We start from the raw sequence: 16379 nt of genomic DNA, 5'->3' as shown, positions 1-16379 counted from the left end.
TGTTGCTGAAAATGGTGCAAGATATCAGTTAAAACAAAAAGTATCGCTGCGCCATTGGCAAAACTGTTGCCGGTTCGCAAGTTAACAATTCCCCATCCGCCCTGACTTCATAAGTTTCTGGATCGACTTCCATTTGTGGCAAATAATCGTTGAGTTTCATGTCTCTTTTGCTAATTTGTCGCGTCCCGGAAACTGCTACAGTGGGCTTTTGCAAACCGAGCTGTGCGGCAATATCTCGATCGCGCGCAGCTTGGGAAACGAACGTCAGACAAGTCGCCCCAATCGCCCCGCCAAAACTGCCAAACATCGGCCGCATATGCACCGGTTGCGGCGTCGGAATGCTGGCGTTAGCATCTCCCATCTGCCCGTAGGCGATCGCCCCTCCTTTAATTACCAGTTCCGGTTTCACCCCAAAAAAAGCCGGCCGCCACAAACACAAATCCGCCAATTTCCCCTCTTCCACCGAACCGACATACTGACTAATTCCGTGAGTAATTGCCGGATTAATTGTATATTTCGCAATGTACCGCTTCACGCGAAAATTATCGTTAATTTCCTCTGTTTCCCCCCCTTGGTAAGGGGGGGTTAGGGGGGGTAAATGTCCCCGCTGTACTTTCATTTTATGTGCCGTTTGCCAAGTCCGAATAATCACCTCTCCCACTCTTCCCATCGCCTGAGAATCAGAAGAAATCATACTAAACGCACCTAAATCGTGGAGAATATCCTCAGCAGCAATAGTTTCCCTTCTAATTCTCGATTCAGCAAAAGCCACATCTTCAGGAATGCCTCGATCCAAATGATGGCAAACCATCAACATATCTAAATGTTCTTCTAAAGTATTGACAGTGTAAGGGCGAGTCGGGTTAGTTGACGAGGGCAAAACATTAGCTTGTCCGCACACTTTAATAATATCCGGTGCGTGTCCGCCACCCGCACCTTCGGTGTGGTAGGTGTGAATAGCGCGATTTTTGAAAGCGGCAATTGTAGCTTCCACAAATCCCGCTTCATTGAGAGTATCCGTGTGAATTGCAACTTGCACGTCGTACTCGTCAGCTACACTCAAACAAGTGTCGATCGTTGCTGGTGTAGTCCCCCAATCTTCGTGGAGTTTCAAACCCATTGCACCGGCTAATATTTGTTCAATTAATCCTTGCGGTTGACTGCTATTTCCTTTACCTAAAAATCCTAGATTTACGGGGAAAGCGTCAGCAGCTTGCAGCATTCGGTACATATGCCAAGGCCCGGGAGTGCAAGTTGTGGCGTTTGTACCCGTTGCAGGGCCAGTGCCACCGCCGATCATTGTCGTGATGCCGGAGGCGATCGCTACTTCTATTTGCTGGGGGCAAATAAAGTGAATGTGACTGTCAATTCCCCCGGCGGTGAGAATCATTCCTTCACCCGCAATTACTTCAGTACCAGGCCCGATAATAATATCTACCCTATCTTGAACATAAGGATTTCCGGCTTTACCAATTTTGTAAATTTTGCCGTCTTTAATCCCAACATCTGCTTTAACAATTCCCCACCAGTCTAATATTAAAGCATTAGTAATCACCGTGTCAACAGCGCCGTCGGCATTAGAAATAGGCGACTGTCCCATGCCATCGCGAATGACTTTGCCGCCGCCAAACTTAACTTCATCGCCGTAGGTTGTGAAGTCTTTTTCAACTTCTATGAATAATTCTGTATCGGCTAATCGGACGCGATCGCCCACAGTCGGCCCGAAGGTTTCCGCGTAAGCGTGGCGATCCATTCTGTAACTCATATTAATTAGCTCCTTACTTGATTGAATTTTCCCACAAACTGGTTCACCTGTTCTTCTGTTTTAAAGAATCCTTCAGCAATTAAACCAAAGGAATCATTTTGTTCTATTTCTTGATAGTTAGGTAACAAATTAGCAAACTCTTCTGCATCAATGTTTAAATAGTTTGAAATTCTATCTATGTATACCTTAACTTTTAGACCATTCCTAGGCGTGCTTTCAGTTAACAAAAGATTTAAGATAAGTTTGCCATTTTGACTTCTTTCTCTCAATGCCAGACCTTTTGTTGTTGTATTTATCCAAAATATATCTGGTACAACTTCGTCATAAAGTAGTCTATACACTTTTCCCACTTCATTGCTATCTGCTATTTCAAGTAATTGTTCTATGGTCAAGTTGGGATTTTTTTTTGATATATTTACAGGTTTTATTTCAGCCTCGATAAACATTTTTCTTGCTAGTAACTCTCTACCGCTTGAGTCACGGAAATACTGGAATGTTGCGACATTGATTCTCACACCATAAGTTTCTGACAAGTATTTAATAATCCTTTCAGAAATACTATCTATCTGTGCAGCTACAATTATAATGTTGTGCTGATAATTCAAAATATCAGGGAATTCTGAGCTAAATTTATCACAGAAAGCATCTTCTAAGTTACTGCCATTTTTAGTCAGTAAATAAGCATTGGCAATTTCTGTAACTCTCTCCTTTGACAAATCCTTAACCCATGAGGCGTAATCCAAGGCTTGTGCTGTTACTTCTCTTGATGTTTTGTCCTTCTTTAACTCAACAATGACTAAATCTCCGTTCCTATCTATACATAAAAGGTCAAGTTTTCCACCATAATCAGTAATCACTTGCCGACCAATTACTAAGAGATCATCTGCTAGGATGGAAATATCATTATCTAGCCAGGTTTCCAAACGAAATTCTAAGTCTAACTTAGATTCGGTAATTTCATTCAATTTATCCTTTGATATTTCCCACAATCTAATTTGATCTGACATATCGAATTATACTCCTACTAATTATTCTTTTTAAGTTCGGCCAAAAAGTCTCGTCCCTCTAAAAATCTCATTCATCTAACATACCGTTAACTTTTCCATTAAAGCCGTAGACTTGACGACTACCAACAAACGGCACTAATTGAACTTCCCTTTCATCTCCCGGTTCAAACCTGACTGCTGTACCTGCGGGGATATCCAACCGCATTCCTTTTGCTTGTTCTCGATTAAATTCTAAGGCTTCGTTTGCCTCATAAAAGTGATAGTGTGAACCAATTTGAATGGGTCGATCGCCTTTATTTCCTACCAGCAACCGCAGGGTTGGGCGATCGGCATTTAATTCTATTTCGCCTGCTGAAATAATCATTTCTCCTGGAATCATCTTTTCCTCCTATGAGTCTCTGTGGTTGATTTTTTAACGGATCGGATCGTGCACTGTCACCAACTTAGTTCCGTCGGGGAAAGTCGCCTCAACCTGGACTTCATGCACCATTTCTGCTATCCCTTCCATCACATCTTCCCGCGTCAGGAGAGTTGTTCCATAACTCATTAAATCGGCGACGGTAAGGCCATCTCTGGCTCCTTCTAAAATGGCTGCAGAAATGTAGGCTAGTGCTTCTGGATAGTTTAATTTTAAACCTCTTTGTTTCCGGCGCTCTGCTACCAGGGCGGCGGTGAAAATCAGCAGCTTGTCTTTTTCTTGGGGGGTGAGTTGCATTTTTATTCTTGTAAGTGCGATCGCATTATGTGATTATAATATCGTTTACGGTTGTTTCTGAATGATTAAACCGCAAAGGGCGCAGAGGGCGCAGAGGAAGAGAAGAGAGAGATGAATAATCTAGTTAGGAGGGCAACTATACATTGAAACTCAAATATCATCCTATTTTATCCAAACTCTGGGCAAACAGCAAGGGCGTTGTGAAAAAGACAAGCGCAGCAACTGCCAAATGTTGACAAACCAGTCTCTAGCTGCGGTTGTGGATGTACCGCGATATCGGCACAGCAAACCGTTAGGAATACGAGTCACGCCGACGGTGGAATTACCAGGATAAATTGTTGCCTCAGATGGCAAATTTCGCACTTTTTCCACGAACTCTGTGGTGACGGGTTCGCCTACCCAAGCGAGGGTGGCGACTACGGGTTTTCCTCCGAGGCCGTGAGGGCTTTCGAGCATTTTTTCTCCACCTTTGAGCAATTGTCTGTCAATCCATAAAGGGCTGTTTTGTTGCCAGACTTCGGTGTGCGAGATCCATTCTCCAGACAAGAACTTTTCGCCCCTAGCACTGCGTCCAAATCTGGTAATTTCCCACAGTAAAATCCTCGCTGTTGGTGCTAATTCTACCCGCAAATTTTGCCGATAGATTGCGCCGTCAAAAACTATTGTTTCCTGTGGTAGCCATTCTAAATTAGCACCGGCTTCTAGTTTGATGTCGATATTTTGTTGTGATTCTAGTCCGCTACTACGATAGATTTTACTAGCAGCGGCGCTGGTAATCAAGGCTTGGGCGTTGGGTTGGAGGTGAAAATGGCTGGAAAGTCGATCGCCCCCGACAACTCCCCCAGCCGTGTGCAAGATGACGCTGTGGCAAATCTCTTTCCCTTCAGGATAAAACGGACGCTGCACCTTGAGGGGCGCTTGCATTTGATTCTGAATGATTTGAGTTGCACCGCTGCGGTTGGCATAGACTAAATTCAGGCGGCCGTGCCATCTATTTTCAACTTGATCTATATGTTGTTTGGTCAAATTTTCAGTCACTAATTTTTTAATTTAAAAACATTCCCAATCAAAAACATACCACGACTGCGGCGCTTCCCTGCAATTAGTTAAATAATGATAATCGTTCTCTGAAATATTTTTGGTTTCTGCACTTATTAGTATAAGAATTTACATTTATCAACCATCAGATCGGCGAAGATGCGCCTACCATGTAAAAATCAGTAACTAGAGGAGTGCAGAATATGCCTCAAGTTCTCTTCAAAGTTGACTTGACCAAACCGATGTCAGAACAGGAATTAGTCGGTCACAATCGCTGGCATCCAGATATTCCAGCAGTAGTTTCCGTCAATCCCGGCGATGTATTTCGCATCGAGTGCAAAGACTGGACAGACGGACAAATAAAAAATGACGACAGTCCCGACGACATTCGCGATGTAGACTTAACAGTAGTTCACGTTTTGAGCGGGCCAATTTACGTTAACGGCGCGCAGCCGGGGGATATTTTAGTAGTCGATATCCTCGACATCGGAGCTTTGCAAGGGGACGAATGGGGTTTTACGGGAATTTTTGCTAAAGAAAACGGCGGCGGTTTTTTGACTGAACATTTTCCAACTGCTGCTAAAGCAATTTGGGATTTTCAGGGAATTTATACCGCTTCCCGACACATACCAAAAGTCAGGTTTGCTGGGATTACTCATCCGGGTTTAATCGGCTGCGCTCCTTCTCAGGAATTGTTGAATAAATGGAACAAACGGGAAGCGGAATTAGTAGCAACAAATCCCGATAGAGTGCCGCCTTTAGCAGCACTGCCGAACCCCAACAATGCAGTTTTGGGGTCGCTGCAAGGGGCAGAATTCGAGCGAGTTGCTGCCGAAGCGGCGCGCACAGTTCCTCCCCGGGAACACGGCGGCAATTGCGATATTAAAAACCTGTCGCGGGGTTCGAGAATTTATTTCCCGGTTTATGTCGAAGGCGCGAAACTTTCGATGGGAGATATTCACTTTTCTCAAGGAGACGGGGAGATTTCATTCTGCGGGGCAATTGAAATGTCGGGGTACATCGACCTCCACGTTGATATTATCAAAGGTGGCATGGATAAATACGCGATGGTCAACCCGATTTTCAAACCCGGGCCGGTGGAACCCCGCTATTCTGAGTACCTCGTTTTTGAAGGGATTTCTGTTGATGAATTTACGGGTCAGCAGTATTATCTGGATGCCCACGTTGCTTATCGCCGAGCTTGTTTGAATGCGATCGAATATTTGAAAAAGTTTGGTTTTACCGGAGAACAAGCGTATTTGCTCTTAAGTTGTGCTCCGGTTGAGGGTCGCATCAGCGGCATTGTGGATATTCCCAATGCTTGCTGCACTATTGCTTTACCGACAGAAATTTTCCAGATGGATATTCTGCCGTCTTAATTACAGGATTTACGCACAGATTCGCTTTTGTAGGGTGCGCCGAAGCGCACCTTACCTCCACAAATAGTCTAAAAATTGCTTTCTTGCGTAAGTCCTCAATTAGTAGGGCGGGCGCTGCCCGCCGCCTAGTCCTTGCATCCAAAATTACCATCAAAAATTGATATGCCTCTTTACGATTTTAAGTGTGAAACTTGCGGCACTTTTGATAAGTGGCGCCCTCTTGCAGAAGCAGATACACCGGTGCTTTGCCCGAGTTGCGAAACTGTTGCTAAACGCATCTTTTCGCCGCCGATGATTCTAACTGGAAAGCTGCGGTTGAAAGGTCAAGAAAATCGGGAACCGCAGGTAGTTAAGCGTTCTGAGGAACCTAAACCGCAGCGGAATCGCGAACACCGAGGGGGACGACCTTGGATGATCGGTCACTGATCCAGTCCGACACTCAAGCAGGGGTTTGAACCCCTGCCTCAAAGCTGAAGTCCTCTTGCATAGGACGGAAAAATTAGTATTTCAGTCGGTTTCAACTCACATCTTGCACCATTGTCAAGAACAGGCAAGATGCCTGTTCCACAAGAAAATTTATCTCTTGTGGAACAGGCATCTTGCCTGTTCCTAAGCAAGTAATTGAGAATGGTGCAACATCTCAGTTTCAACCTACTTTTGCTATTAGACAGGGACTTAAGTCCCTGGCGAGCCAAGTAAGTATTTTGTACTTATTTATTTGTCAAGTTAACATCATCATAAACTGGATAATTTAAGTCATATTGAAGCTGCTACAGTATTAAAATGGAAAACGTTTAGGAATGAGAAAGGCGATCGCGCTTCGAGCTTACTACTTCACTGTACCGCACTCAACAAATGTCCGCCAAGCAGTGGGGAATTACTCAACTTTACAATATTTATTTTGAATAACCAACAAGTCAACTTTATAAACTTCCTGCTAAGCTCGATCGCCAAGTAATGCCAGCTTACGGATTTATTGACAGCGACGATTTTTTAGCAAAAGTGCTGGAATTAAACCTAGAAGTGGCAGAAAAAGACAAACGGGGAGAACCGGTAGTTGGGCCTTGTGTCCCAACTGACTAAAAATACTAATCGTTGTTACCATAAATTTTGTAAATTTGGGTATAGCAAAACCATTTGATTTGTAAACAATCGATTCAATGATCGCCAGCATTTCAGGTGGTTCTACATTCATGACTCAAATAGACTTGCTATATAATCACATAAATTGTTGATAGAGATCACAAACACTCTAGTATAAAAACAGAGATACTAGGGGAAGATTTAAGTTTTGAGTTAAAGATTTCCAAATTCAAAATTAAACACTCAAAACTGCTTTCCGCCTTCAGCATAAGTGCATTCTGCTGTTCTTCGCTCAATTACTCCTGATTTGTTTGGGAGCAACTTCCAATGTTATTATTTACCCATCCTCAGTGCCAAAATAGCAAAGTAGAGCAAGAAACCTCTGCTCAAAAAAAGTTGTTACAGCATTCATGTATTAATTTAACTGGGCTAAAGGGAGGAGGCAACCATTTGCGGATCAGCCAAAAAATTAGCTATGGCTATGCTTTAGCTATCGGCATAGCGATTTTGGGGACTGGTGCGGGAATGAAATTGGGAGACTACTTTCGCAAGCAAGCTTTAGTTGAGGTGAATGTTGCCCAACAGCAGCAGCAAATGCTGCAAAATTTGCAAAATACCGTATTTGAAGCCCGATCGCACGCGGCGAGATTGCCAGCCGTTTTGGGAAACACGGTGTGGCTGAAATACGAACAGGAGCGGTTTTTCGGGCAAATCAATCAGGCGAAAATCCTGATTTCAGAAATTGAATCTTTCGCACGAGAAAATCCCAATACACTAGCAACAGAAGAGGCAGCATTGCAGGCTCACTTGAAGAAATCTGCCCTCGTCATTAATTACTACGGTCAGCTAATTAAATTGCAGTTAAAAGAAGCGGAAGTTTGGAATTTGCAGCCCAACAGCATCGAATCCGCACAGCTACAAATGTTGAGAACTAGCAGCGGTCAAGAGGCGATCGTACTAGATAACCTTGCTCAAAGTTTAACTGACCTAATTTCTACAGTAGAAATTCACAAACAGCAAGGAACCCAAGCATTAGAACAAGCTGAAAATTTGCGAAACCGAATTATTCTCGGGAGTATGCTAATTTCAGCACTCATCGCCGTCGCGCTGGCGGACAAAACCAGCCGCGCGATCGCCCAACCCCTCGAAACCGTTACTAATGTGGCTCAGCAAGTCGCTCGCGAATCGAATTTTAACCTGCAAGTACCAGTCACAACAGACGACGAAATCGGAGTTTTAGCGATCTCTTTCAATCAATTGATTCAGCGAGTTAGCGAGTATACAAAAGAACTCAAACAAACTCAAGCCCAATTAATTCAGACGGAAAAAATGTCATCTCTCGGTCAAATGGTTGCAGGGATAGCCCACGAAATCAACAATCCCGTCAACTTCATCGGCGGCAACATTGACTATGCCAACCAATACATCGAAGATTTGGCAGGTTTGGTAACTCTCTATCAAGAATATTATCCAAACCCACCAGATGCCATTCTAGAGCGCATCGAAGACATTGAACTCGAATTTCTCAGAGAAGATTTGCCAAAAACCCTCTCTTCGATGAAAATGGGAGCCGATCGCATTCGCGAAATTGTCGTATCCATGCGGAATTTTTCGCGATCGGACGACGGAAAAATGAAATCAGCCGACATTCACGAAGGAATAGATAGCACGCTCGTCATTCTCAATCACCGACTCAAACAAGGTATTCAAGTTATTAAACAATACGGTAAGTTGCCTGCGCTTGAGTGCTATCCCGCGCAACTGAATCAAGTATTTATGAATATTATTAGTAATGCAATAGATGCGCTGGAGGAGGTGAAAAAAGAAGACAAAGGCTATTCGCCAACGATTTGGGTTAGCACGGAAATTACAGCCGACAATACTGTCACCGTCAAGATTCGGGATAACGGGCCCGGAATTGCAGCAGCCTGTGCCCAACAGATATTTGACCCATTTTTTACTACAAAGTCGATCGGCAAAGGTACTGGATTAGGATTGGCTATTTCCTATCAAATCCTTGCCAAACATCAAGGCAAAATTGAGGTAAATTCTCAAATAGGACAGGGCACGGAATTTGTGATTACTTTGCCAGTTGCTGCGTAATATCACGCGGGGCGATCGGGATGAAGATAAAAAATCGGTTCCCACCGTCGCCCCATTTCCAAAACCAGCCGACTTGCTCAACCAATTGAAGGCCCGACGTAACAAGTCCGGGGCGAACTTGGCAGATATAGAGGCGGTTTGAGAAATACTAGAAAACCATTAGCGCGAAAATTGAGCGAAAAACACAACGATTGGTGACAATAAATCTGAAACCGTTGAATCATATTGTTTTCGGTTGCACCGGAATGATACCGAGGACACGGCACTGCCATGTCCTCTATATCATGTCGCTCGTGCAACCGGAAACGATATCAACAGTCAACAATCATTCCGGTGCAACCAGAATTGATATCACAAATGATGGAAATGGATGGGGGCGGAGGGACTTGAACCCACACGACCGTTTCGGGTCAACGGATTTTAAGTCCGTAGCGTCTACCATTCCGCCACGCCCCCTTTTTGTCAAGCTGCTGTGGTTTTGAGCCACTAAGAGCAACAGCCTTTTATTCTACAGCCAAAAACCCAATTTACGCAACCCCTAATCAAAAAATTTCCAAAAGTCGCGCTGGATCTCCCCAAGCGGTACAATAGTTAACCAGCTAACGGAGCGTGTCAACTGACTTACCCGTGTTATTATTCCCCTAAAGCAAATCTATGTATATTACCTTACTGCTTTACGCCGTCTTGGCCGGAGCCTACCTCCTGGTAGTACCCGCAGCCACCTACGCTTACCTGAACAGCCGCTGGTACATCGCTACCTCTTTTGAGCGCGGCTTCATGTACTTCTTGATGTTCTTCTTCTTCCCGGGTATGTTTCTCCTAGCTCCGTTTTTGAATTTTCGGCCCAAACGGCGGCAGATAGAAGCCTAAATGCGACGTATTGACGTAATTGGAATCAGTATCGGCTTTTTTGTAGCAGGTGGGTTGGTCTACTTGCTACTGCAATTCGCCGGACTTGACAGCATGAATGCAGGGATTTGGAGCCAGTTATTTTTGGTCGCCGGCTTGATTGGCTGGCTGGTGACTTATTTATTTCGAGCACTGACTCAAAATATGACCTACAGCCAGCAATTGCAAGACTACAAAGAAGCTGTCTTGCAGAAGCAGCTCGATGAACTCACTCCTGAAGAATTAGCCAAACTTCAAGCCGAAATTGAGCAGGAAAAAGATAATTAGTCAATAGTCGTTAGTTCTCAGTTATTAGTTATTAGTGAGCTATTAGTGATTAGTTATTAGCAATAAACTCTGAACTAATGACTGGGGAATAACAACTCATGAATAGTAAGATTGACGGCTAACTAATGACTGATGACTGATATCACCTTCCCTAAAATAAGCGCAATAGGTTTGTAGTGAGGACTTCAGTTCGAGGGAGTTTTATGAGGAAGGAATTCCTCACTACAAACAAATTTGATTGCGAGCGATCGAGGGGAAATCCTATGTATGATGACTGATAACCAATGACTGATGACTAATAACTAATGACTATTTCTAATTGTTTTGAAACGTTACGCAAGAACCACGAATGTGGATTGATTCCTTTTATTACTGCTGGCGACCCAGACTTGGAGACAACAGCTAAAGCACTGCAAATTTTGGATGATAACGGTGCAGATGCGATCGAGCTTGGCGTTCCCTATTCTGACCCCCTAGCTGACGGACCGGTGATTCAAGCCGCTGCTACAAGGGCTTTACAGCGGGGGACGCGGTTAGATTCGGTGCTGGAAATGGTAGCGAAAGTTAGTCCGAATTTGCGATCGCCCATCATTCTCTTCACATACTACAACCCGATTTTGTACCGAGGTATAGAAACCTTCTTGCAGCAAATCAAAAGTGCTGGAGTTCAGGGATTGGTTGTACCAGACTTGCCCTTAGAAGAAGCCGACAGTCTCATCCAACCTGCCAACAAATTAGGGATTGAACTAACATTATTAGTTGCTCCCACAAGTCCCAAAAGTCGTATAGAAGCGATCGCTCGTCAGTCTCAAGGATTTATTTACTTAGTCAGCGTGACGGGGGTTACGGGAGTGCGCGAAGGCTTAGAAACGAGAGCAAAAGAGTTGCTGCAAGAACTCCGCACCGTCACCGACAAACCCATCGGCGTCGGGTTTGGTATATCGAAACCCGAACACGCTCGCCAAGTGAAAGAATGGGGTGCAGATGCTGCGATTGTTGGCAGTGCTTTTGTGAAACGCTTGGCTGAAGGCACTCCAGAACAGGGTTTAGAGGCGATAGGCGAATTCTGCAAGAGTTTAAAAACAGCGATTCAAAATGCTTAGTAAGTGTGCACATACTTTCAGCCATTAGACAGATGTGTGCGATCGCGATGTGTCGCCACAATTGCGATTAAAGACCTTGTTGTACTTGAGATCATACACCACCTTCCTTCTAGTTCCTGACTAGAAGGTTTTTTTTGAGCCGAAAATGCAAAACATTTCAATATATACTGCCGGCACGGAGAACCAAACAGCCCTATAGGGAAAGGACATTGCCGTGTCGGGCGCGGGGTGCTGAGATTTTTAATAATTGGTAGAAGATTGAGGATTGTCCATTCGTTCTTCCTTCTTCCTTGTACTATAACTTGAGAAATCTAACTTGAGATAGATGAAAAGCTGCTGTTTCTCTTCGTAAACTAAAAAAGTGTTTAAGTGCCTAATTTTGTAATGCTAACCATCTACAGAACCACCAGGCATTTGAGCCTATCACAATAGAAAGGAGCATTTTTATGAAGAGACTAACTGCATTTGTGAAAAAAATTCGAGCTGTACAAATTTTAACAGTGTTTCTGGCTGGCATTTTAGTATTAGTGAGTACGGCCTGCAGCCGCCCGGATGTGACGGCAGGAAAAACTGATGTAATCGCAGGACAAGGTGATGCGAGGATAGGAAAAACTGCCGACCAAATTAGAGAAGAAGTGCCTTCAGGGGCTGTAACTTCCGAATTCAAAGGCGGCATGAACGACTACAGCGATGTCGATCCCAGAAACAAAAAGGTAACAACAGAAGAAGCAAAAGCTCAGCTTCTCAAAGAGCAAGCGCAGCACCGCATTGACACCAAATCTAGCAGCAATGTAGGCGAAAACGTGCGGCGGGTAGCGGACGACGCGCCTGACAAACTGGGTCAAATTGGGAACAAGGTGAAGGAAGATGCTAGCACCGCCCAGAGCAAAGCTGATAACTTTGGCGACAAAACCAAACAAGGCTTTGCCAATCTTAAAGAAAACACTCGCGAAGGCTTGAAGGGAGCAAAAGATATTGTTAAAGAAGCCACTGCGGGAGCCAAAGAAAGAGCAGCAGAGGGTACTGAGTCGCTGAGATATGGTACCAGCGGCGGCCAAGAAAATATCAATGATGCAGCGCGAGATGCCAGATAGAACGCTGAAGATGCCTCGGAGAATATTTGCTAGAAAGTGAATCGAGATATTGACATAACTCAACGAGTGGCAGAAACAGCGGCAGACGCGATCGACTAATTTCAAATAACGCTGTTTCCTTCTCGGGAAGCTAGATTCCGACAGGGGTTTTAACCTCTGTCGGAATCTACGTAAAGTCATGTGAAGACTACTGCCTATTACTATTTGATTTGGTTTTAACCCCTGGGAGGGCTATTAGACCGGAAGTAGAGTGGAGGGGGAGTTTCACCACAATGCAACGATTCTGTCCTTTTCTAGGGGGGACTAGAGTGCCACTGCTTTCACGACGGATTCTTTATAATTTCTATAGATTGTATTTGGACTTTTTAAGGTATTAACTTTTTGAGCCGCTTCGCGGAAATTTGGGCGATCGAGCTATATTAAATTCAATTAATTACCCATTGTATTTTTCCAGACAGGAAACTGCGGTGTTTATACGGTATTTCGCGTTCATTGAATTGCATTTGAGATTAACAGGAGAAACTTATACGTAAGTAAAAAGCTTTAATCGCGATCGCCAAAGTATAAAATATTGTTCATTAACAGACAATTAGAATTTTCGATCGGGCGATCAAAAATTATGCGGTTTATGCCCTAAGATAGATACACTAAGTTTTGTCAAGCTAATGTCGGAGTTGAGGTCAGCCGATATGGACGCAACAGTAGATGTAGTAGATTTCACTGCGGTAATACCGGGATATCGCCCGATCGCGCAATTGTACACAGATTGTCGATCGGCTATCGATCTGTTCGTGTCCGAGAAAGACCAACCACCCGCCGCTAAAATTCTCAAACCTACGTCGTTGTGGCTGAGGATTTCCGGGACGCGGTGCTGCCAAAATCCCAAAAAGTTGCATTAGCGACCGTTAATTGGATGGGTAGAAATAGTCCTCAACCGCACAGACATTCTCGACGAACTCGAACGCAGCCAGGTTATTTACAAATACATTAAACCTTCCAATCTTCCAATTAATCTTAACTGTTATCTGCCACATGGAGGTGTATAAATTTTAGCAAAAAGAGGCCACGGATTCGGGATATATTCGCGCCGTAATCCGTAGCCAATCGACAGGGGAAATGGAGGCAAACCTTATCTTGGGAATTGTGTTTTGATGCTAGTAACGATGATGCACGACTTTTATGATGCGCTGGCAGATTTGGCAATCTATGCAGATGCCGCACCGGCGGAGCGCCAACAAATCCTTAAGCGGGTTGGGGCTAGTCAGAAAAAACTAAAAGAATTCGCGCACCATACGCCGATCAATTACCAACACAAGTTCGATCTGGTTGAGGCAGAATTGCTGGGCGTTTTGGGACAGACAGCCGAAGCAATGGAACTGTACGATCGAGCTATTACCGGAGCTAAAGCTAACGAATATGTCAATGAAGAAGCTCTGGCCGGCGAACTCGCTGCTAAGTTTTACCTGTCATTGGGAAGAGAAAAAATTGCCCGACTCTACATGATAGATGCCTATGATTGCTATGTCCGCTGGGGAGATAGATCAAAAATTGATGACTTAGAAAAACGTTATCCTCAATTATTAAAACCGATTTTAGAACCCGCCAAACTTCCTGCAAACCCATTAGCAAATTTTCCAACACCTGCGGGGCCAAATCAATCGCTTCATCCATCCATTCATCCATCCATTCATCCGTCTGTTTCGGCGAGCGTCTCAGATTTCGGGAATTTTTCAACACTGCTAAAAGCTTGTCAAGCGCTCTCTAGTGAAAGAGAACTCGATCGACTGATTGCCAAACTGATGCAACTGGCGATGAAAAATACAGGAGCTGACAAAGGAGCGCTGATTTTGCCAAACGGCAATCAATGGGAAATCGCGGCTACCAGCGCGCTCGACAATTCGGGAGTCGAGTGGGCGATCGACTTATCATCCGCAACACTCGATGAAAACAGAGATATCTTGCCCCTCAAAATTGTTGACTGCGTTAAAAATTTATTGAAACCTGTGATTGTTCGGGATCTCGCTCAACAACGTGATTGGGATTCCGACTCCTACATCCTCAAATACCAACCGCAGAGCCTGTTGTGTTGGCCGATTCTCGATCGAGGCAACTTAGTCGGCATTTTGTATCTGGAAAACCGCTTAACCGCAAGAGTTTTTACCCGCGATCGCCTGCAACTTCTCAATCTCCTGTGTTCTCAGGCAGCCATCTGTTTGCAAAATGCTCTGCTATATAAAAAATATCAGGATTACAACCAACAATTAGAGCGATCGCTAGTAAAAATTAGCCGAACCGAAGCTCAGCTTGCCGATCAGAAAAAAATGCTCCAAGCGATTCTTGATGTCGCTCCGATTTGGATTTGGATGGTGAATCCCAGTGGTAAAGTACAGTTTTTGAACAAGACATTTTCTCAAGATGTGGGCGTGCCTCTGAGCGATTTCCTAGCTGTCGATCATTATAAAGATATACTGGGGGAGAATGCAGCGGGCTGTCTGGTTTCCGATGCCGCCTGCCTTGCTCAAGATTTGCCGCATTACTCCAGCGAAATTCTCAGACTTGTGGATGGCAAACTACACTATTTAGAAATCACGAAAGTGCAGTTAAAAAATTCCCAGGGCGAGACGATCGGGATTATTGGTTTGGGTGTTGATGCCACTGAGCGCAAGCGAGCCGCCGAACTTTTGCAAGAGCAAAATCAACAGCTAGAACGAACTTTAAAAAATTTACAACAAGCACAACTGCAAATCGTGCAAAATGAGAAAATGTCGGCATTGGGTAATTTAGTCGCCGGAGTCGCCCACGAAATTAACAATCCGATTGGGTTTATTTCGGGCAATTTAAGCGAAGGTAAAAGAAGTTTGGAAGATGTTATAGAACACTTAGAATTGTATCGCTCCGCTGCATCGCAATCCGAAATAGCAGACCACGCCGAAGAGATAGACCTCGATTATCTTTTGGAAGATTTACCGAAGATGATTGATTCAATGCAACTCGGGTGCGAGCGCATTTGCAGCATCAGCAACAGTTTGCGTACCTTCTCCCGAGGCGACAAAGACTACAAAGTTCCTTTTAATATTCACGAAGGCATTGATAGCGCTATTTTAATTTTGAAACACCGCCTCAAAGCAAACGAACACCGCCCGCAGATCGAAGTGATAACTAAATACGGCAATCTCCCTAAAATCGAATGTTTTCCCGGTCAATTGAATCAAGTTTTTATGAACCTCCTTGCCAATGCGATCGATGCCTTAGAAGAGTCAAATATAGGCCGCACTTTTAGTGAAATTACCGCCAATCCCAACCGCATCACGATTTGCACGGATATAGTCTGCGAGGGGTACATTAAAATTAACATTGCTGATAACGGCACCGGAATCAAAGAGGAAGTTAAACAGCAGATATTCGACCATTTGTTCACGACGAAAGGTGTCGGCAAAGGAACTGGATTGGGGTTGGCAATTGTCCACCAGATTGCGGTAGAAAAACATGGCGGCAGCATCGAGGTGAATGGCGAGCCAGGAATTGGCACTGAGTTTGCGATCGTTTTGCCTGTGAAGGGATAAATTTGAATTAAAATTCAATGTTTTTTGGGCGATCGCGTAATAAGATATACTGACTTTGATTGGGGTATTTTTTGGAAAGTCTTGGCATAACTTTTTTAAAGTAGCATCATTTTTTTGATCGAGCAGTCTGGTTTACAAGCTGTTGCTACTGTACTTAATGAACCTGGAATATGCTGTATTTTAGACCCCCTATAAGTGAGCGCGTCACCCATTTTTAGTTGCGAGGTGTCTATTCTACAAAAAAATTAATCACCAAGGCTTCGCCCTACAAAAATTGTAATTGCTCAACTAGGGGAAAAAATGGAGCCATCAATAGAGAGAGCTTGTTGAATAGATTGATAAGCAGTTAAACC

At 44.1% G+C, this 16379-nt stretch carries 16 protein-coding genes and 1 tRNA gene; 11 read left to right on the top strand and 6 right to left on the bottom strand.

From position 1 onward, the window contains the following. Window positions 1-28 precede the first annotated feature (28 nt). The 5 genes from ureC to QUA71_RS05790 all read right to left on the bottom strand — a co-directional run bounded on the left by ureC (window position 29) and on the right by QUA71_RS05790 (window position 4525). A complete protein-coding gene (gene ureC / locus QUA71_RS05810; RefSeq protein WP_333283233.1) occupies window positions 29-1765 on the bottom strand; it encodes an urease subunit alpha in 1737 nt (578 codons plus the stop codon). 5 nt (window positions 1766-1770) lie between these two features. Next, window positions 1771-2772, bottom strand: a complete 1002-nt coding sequence (locus QUA71_RS05805; RefSeq protein ID WP_333283231.1) for a DUF91 domain-containing protein — start codon at window positions 2770-2772, stop codon at window positions 1771-1773. A 67-nt stretch (window positions 2773-2839) separates the two neighbouring features. After that, window positions 2840-3151: an urease subunit beta gene (locus tag QUA71_RS05800; RefSeq protein ID WP_333283229.1), complete on the bottom strand. Its 312-nt coding sequence runs from the start codon at window positions 3149-3151 to the stop codon at window positions 2840-2842. 33 nt (window positions 3152-3184) lie between these two features. Further along, window positions 3185-3487: an urease subunit gamma gene (gene ureA / locus QUA71_RS05795; RefSeq protein ID WP_006635319.1), complete on the bottom strand. Its 303-nt coding sequence runs from the start codon at window positions 3485-3487 to the stop codon at window positions 3185-3187. 162 nt (window positions 3488-3649) lie between these two features. Further along, entirely contained in the window at window positions 3650-4525 is an 876-nt protein-coding gene (locus QUA71_RS05790) for an urease accessory protein UreD (RefSeq protein ID WP_333283227.1), read from the bottom strand. Window positions 4526-4728: 203 nt separating this feature from the next. On the opposite strand from QUA71_RS05790, the gene fmdA reads away from it, so the two are divergent. The 5 genes from fmdA (at window position 4729) to QUA71_RS05765 (ending at window position 9232) form a co-directional block, all read left to right on the top strand. Next, on the top strand, window positions 4729-5904 hold the full coding sequence (gene fmdA, locus QUA71_RS05785; RefSeq protein WP_333283225.1) for a formamidase: 1176 nt from the start codon (window positions 4729-4731) through the stop codon (window positions 5902-5904). 162 nt (window positions 5905-6066) lie between these two features. Beyond that, a complete protein-coding gene (locus QUA71_RS05780) occupies window positions 6067-6330 on the top strand; it encodes an FmdB family zinc ribbon protein (protein WP_006635315.1) in 264 nt (87 codons plus the stop codon). A gap of 531 nt (window positions 6331-6861) precedes the next feature. Further along, window positions 6862-6987 (top strand): hypothetical protein, encoded by a 126-nt coding sequence (locus QUA71_RS05775; protein ID WP_333283223.1) that lies wholly within the window; start codon window positions 6862-6864, stop codon window positions 6985-6987. Window positions 6988-7314: 327 nt separating this feature from the next. Then, a complete protein-coding gene (locus tag QUA71_RS05770; protein ID WP_333283221.1) occupies window positions 7315-9090 on the top strand; it encodes an ATP-binding protein in 1776 nt (591 codons plus the stop codon). Next, window positions 9080-9232 (top strand): hypothetical protein, encoded by a 153-nt coding sequence (locus QUA71_RS05765; protein WP_333283220.1) that lies wholly within the window; start codon window positions 9080-9082, stop codon window positions 9230-9232. Before QUA71_RS05770 ends, QUA71_RS05765 begins: the two co-directional genes overlap by 11 nt. Before the next feature lie 229 nt (window positions 9233-9461). Here QUA71_RS05765 and QUA71_RS05760 read toward each other — a convergent pair. After that, a tRNA-Leu gene (locus tag QUA71_RS05760) sits at window positions 9462-9546 on the bottom strand. A gap of 198 nt (window positions 9547-9744) precedes the next feature. Between QUA71_RS05760 and ndhL the strand changes: the two genes are divergently transcribed. The 6 genes from ndhL (at window position 9745) to QUA71_RS05730 (ending at window position 16026) form a co-directional block, all read left to right on the top strand. Next, window positions 9745-9960, top strand: a complete 216-nt coding sequence (gene ndhL, locus QUA71_RS05755; protein ID WP_006635828.1) for an NAD(P)H-quinone oxidoreductase subunit L — start codon at window positions 9745-9747, stop codon at window positions 9958-9960. Beyond that, window positions 9961-10266, top strand: a complete 306-nt coding sequence (locus QUA71_RS05750; protein ID WP_006635827.1) for a DUF3007 family protein — start codon at window positions 9961-9963, stop codon at window positions 10264-10266. A gap of 305 nt (window positions 10267-10571) precedes the next feature. Further along, window positions 10572-11369 (top strand): tryptophan synthase subunit alpha, encoded by a 798-nt coding sequence (gene trpA / locus QUA71_RS05745; RefSeq protein WP_333283218.1) that lies wholly within the window; start codon window positions 10572-10574, stop codon window positions 11367-11369. Window positions 11370-11815: 446 nt separating this feature from the next. Further along, window positions 11816-12463, top strand: coding sequence for a DUF6658 family protein (locus tag QUA71_RS05740; RefSeq protein WP_190736232.1), 648 nt, complete (start codon window positions 11816-11818; stop codon window positions 12461-12463). 689 nt (window positions 12464-13152) lie between these two features. Then, window positions 13153-13362 carry a hypothetical protein gene (locus tag QUA71_RS05735; RefSeq protein WP_333283215.1) on the top strand — a complete coding sequence of 70 codons (210 nt, stop codon included), beginning with the start codon at window positions 13153-13155 and terminating at the stop codon, window positions 13360-13362. Window positions 13363-13614: 252 nt separating this feature from the next. After that, a complete protein-coding gene (locus QUA71_RS05730) occupies window positions 13615-16026 on the top strand; it encodes an ATP-binding protein (RefSeq protein ID WP_333283400.1) in 2412 nt (803 codons plus the stop codon). Window positions 16027-16379: the final 353 nt, after the last annotated feature.

The sequence above is a fragment of the Microcoleus sp. MON1_C5 genome, from assembly GCF_036701875.1.
In the GTDB taxonomy this organism is placed as follows: Bacteria; Cyanobacteriota; Cyanobacteriia; order Cyanobacteriales; family Microcoleaceae; genus Microcoleus.
The sequence above is the reverse complement of the archived record's forward strand: the minus strand, read 5'-3'. Positions and strand labels throughout refer to the sequence as shown.

Excerpts from the sequence above, each read along its gene's own strand:
- ureC (WP_333283233.1), bottom strand. The coding sequence starts at position 1,765 with ATGAGTTACAGAATGGATCGCCACGCTTACGCGGAAACCTTCGGGCCG.
- QUA71_RS05805 (WP_333283231.1), bottom strand. The coding sequence starts at position 2,772 with ATGTCAGATCAAATTAGATTGTGGGAAATATCAAAGGATAAATTGAAT.
- QUA71_RS05800 (WP_333283229.1), bottom strand. The coding sequence starts at position 3,151 with ATGATTCCAGGAGAAATGATTATTTCAGCAGGCGAAATAGAATTAAAT.
- ureA (WP_006635319.1), bottom strand. The coding sequence starts at position 3,487 with ATGCAACTCACCCCCCAAGAAAAAGACAAGCTGCTGATTTTCACCGCC.
- fmdA (WP_333283225.1), top strand. The coding sequence starts at position 4,729 with ATGCCTCAAGTTCTCTTCAAAGTTGACTTGACCAAACCGATGTCAGAA.
- QUA71_RS05780 (WP_006635315.1), top strand. The coding sequence starts at position 6,067 with ATGCCTCTTTACGATTTTAAGTGTGAAACTTGCGGCACTTTTGATAAG.
- QUA71_RS05775 (WP_333283223.1), top strand. The coding sequence starts at position 6,862 with ATGCCAGCTTACGGATTTATTGACAGCGACGATTTTTTAGCAAAAGTG.
- QUA71_RS05770 (WP_333283221.1), top strand. The coding sequence starts at position 7,315 with ATGTTATTATTTACCCATCCTCAGTGCCAAAATAGCAAAGTAGAGCAA.
- ndhL (WP_006635828.1), top strand. The coding sequence starts at position 9,745 with ATGTATATTACCTTACTGCTTTACGCCGTCTTGGCCGGAGCCTACCTC.
- QUA71_RS05750 (WP_006635827.1), top strand. The coding sequence starts at position 9,961 with ATGCGACGTATTGACGTAATTGGAATCAGTATCGGCTTTTTTGTAGCA.
- trpA (WP_333283218.1), top strand. The coding sequence starts at position 10,572 with ATGACTATTTCTAATTGTTTTGAAACGTTACGCAAGAACCACGAATGT.
- QUA71_RS05740 (WP_190736232.1), top strand. The coding sequence starts at position 11,816 with ATGAAGAGACTAACTGCATTTGTGAAAAAAATTCGAGCTGTACAAATT.
- QUA71_RS05735 (WP_333283215.1), top strand. The coding sequence starts at position 13,153 with ATGGACGCAACAGTAGATGTAGTAGATTTCACTGCGGTAATACCGGGA.
- QUA71_RS05730 (WP_333283400.1), top strand. The coding sequence starts at position 13,615 with ATGCTAGTAACGATGATGCACGACTTTTATGATGCGCTGGCAGATTTG.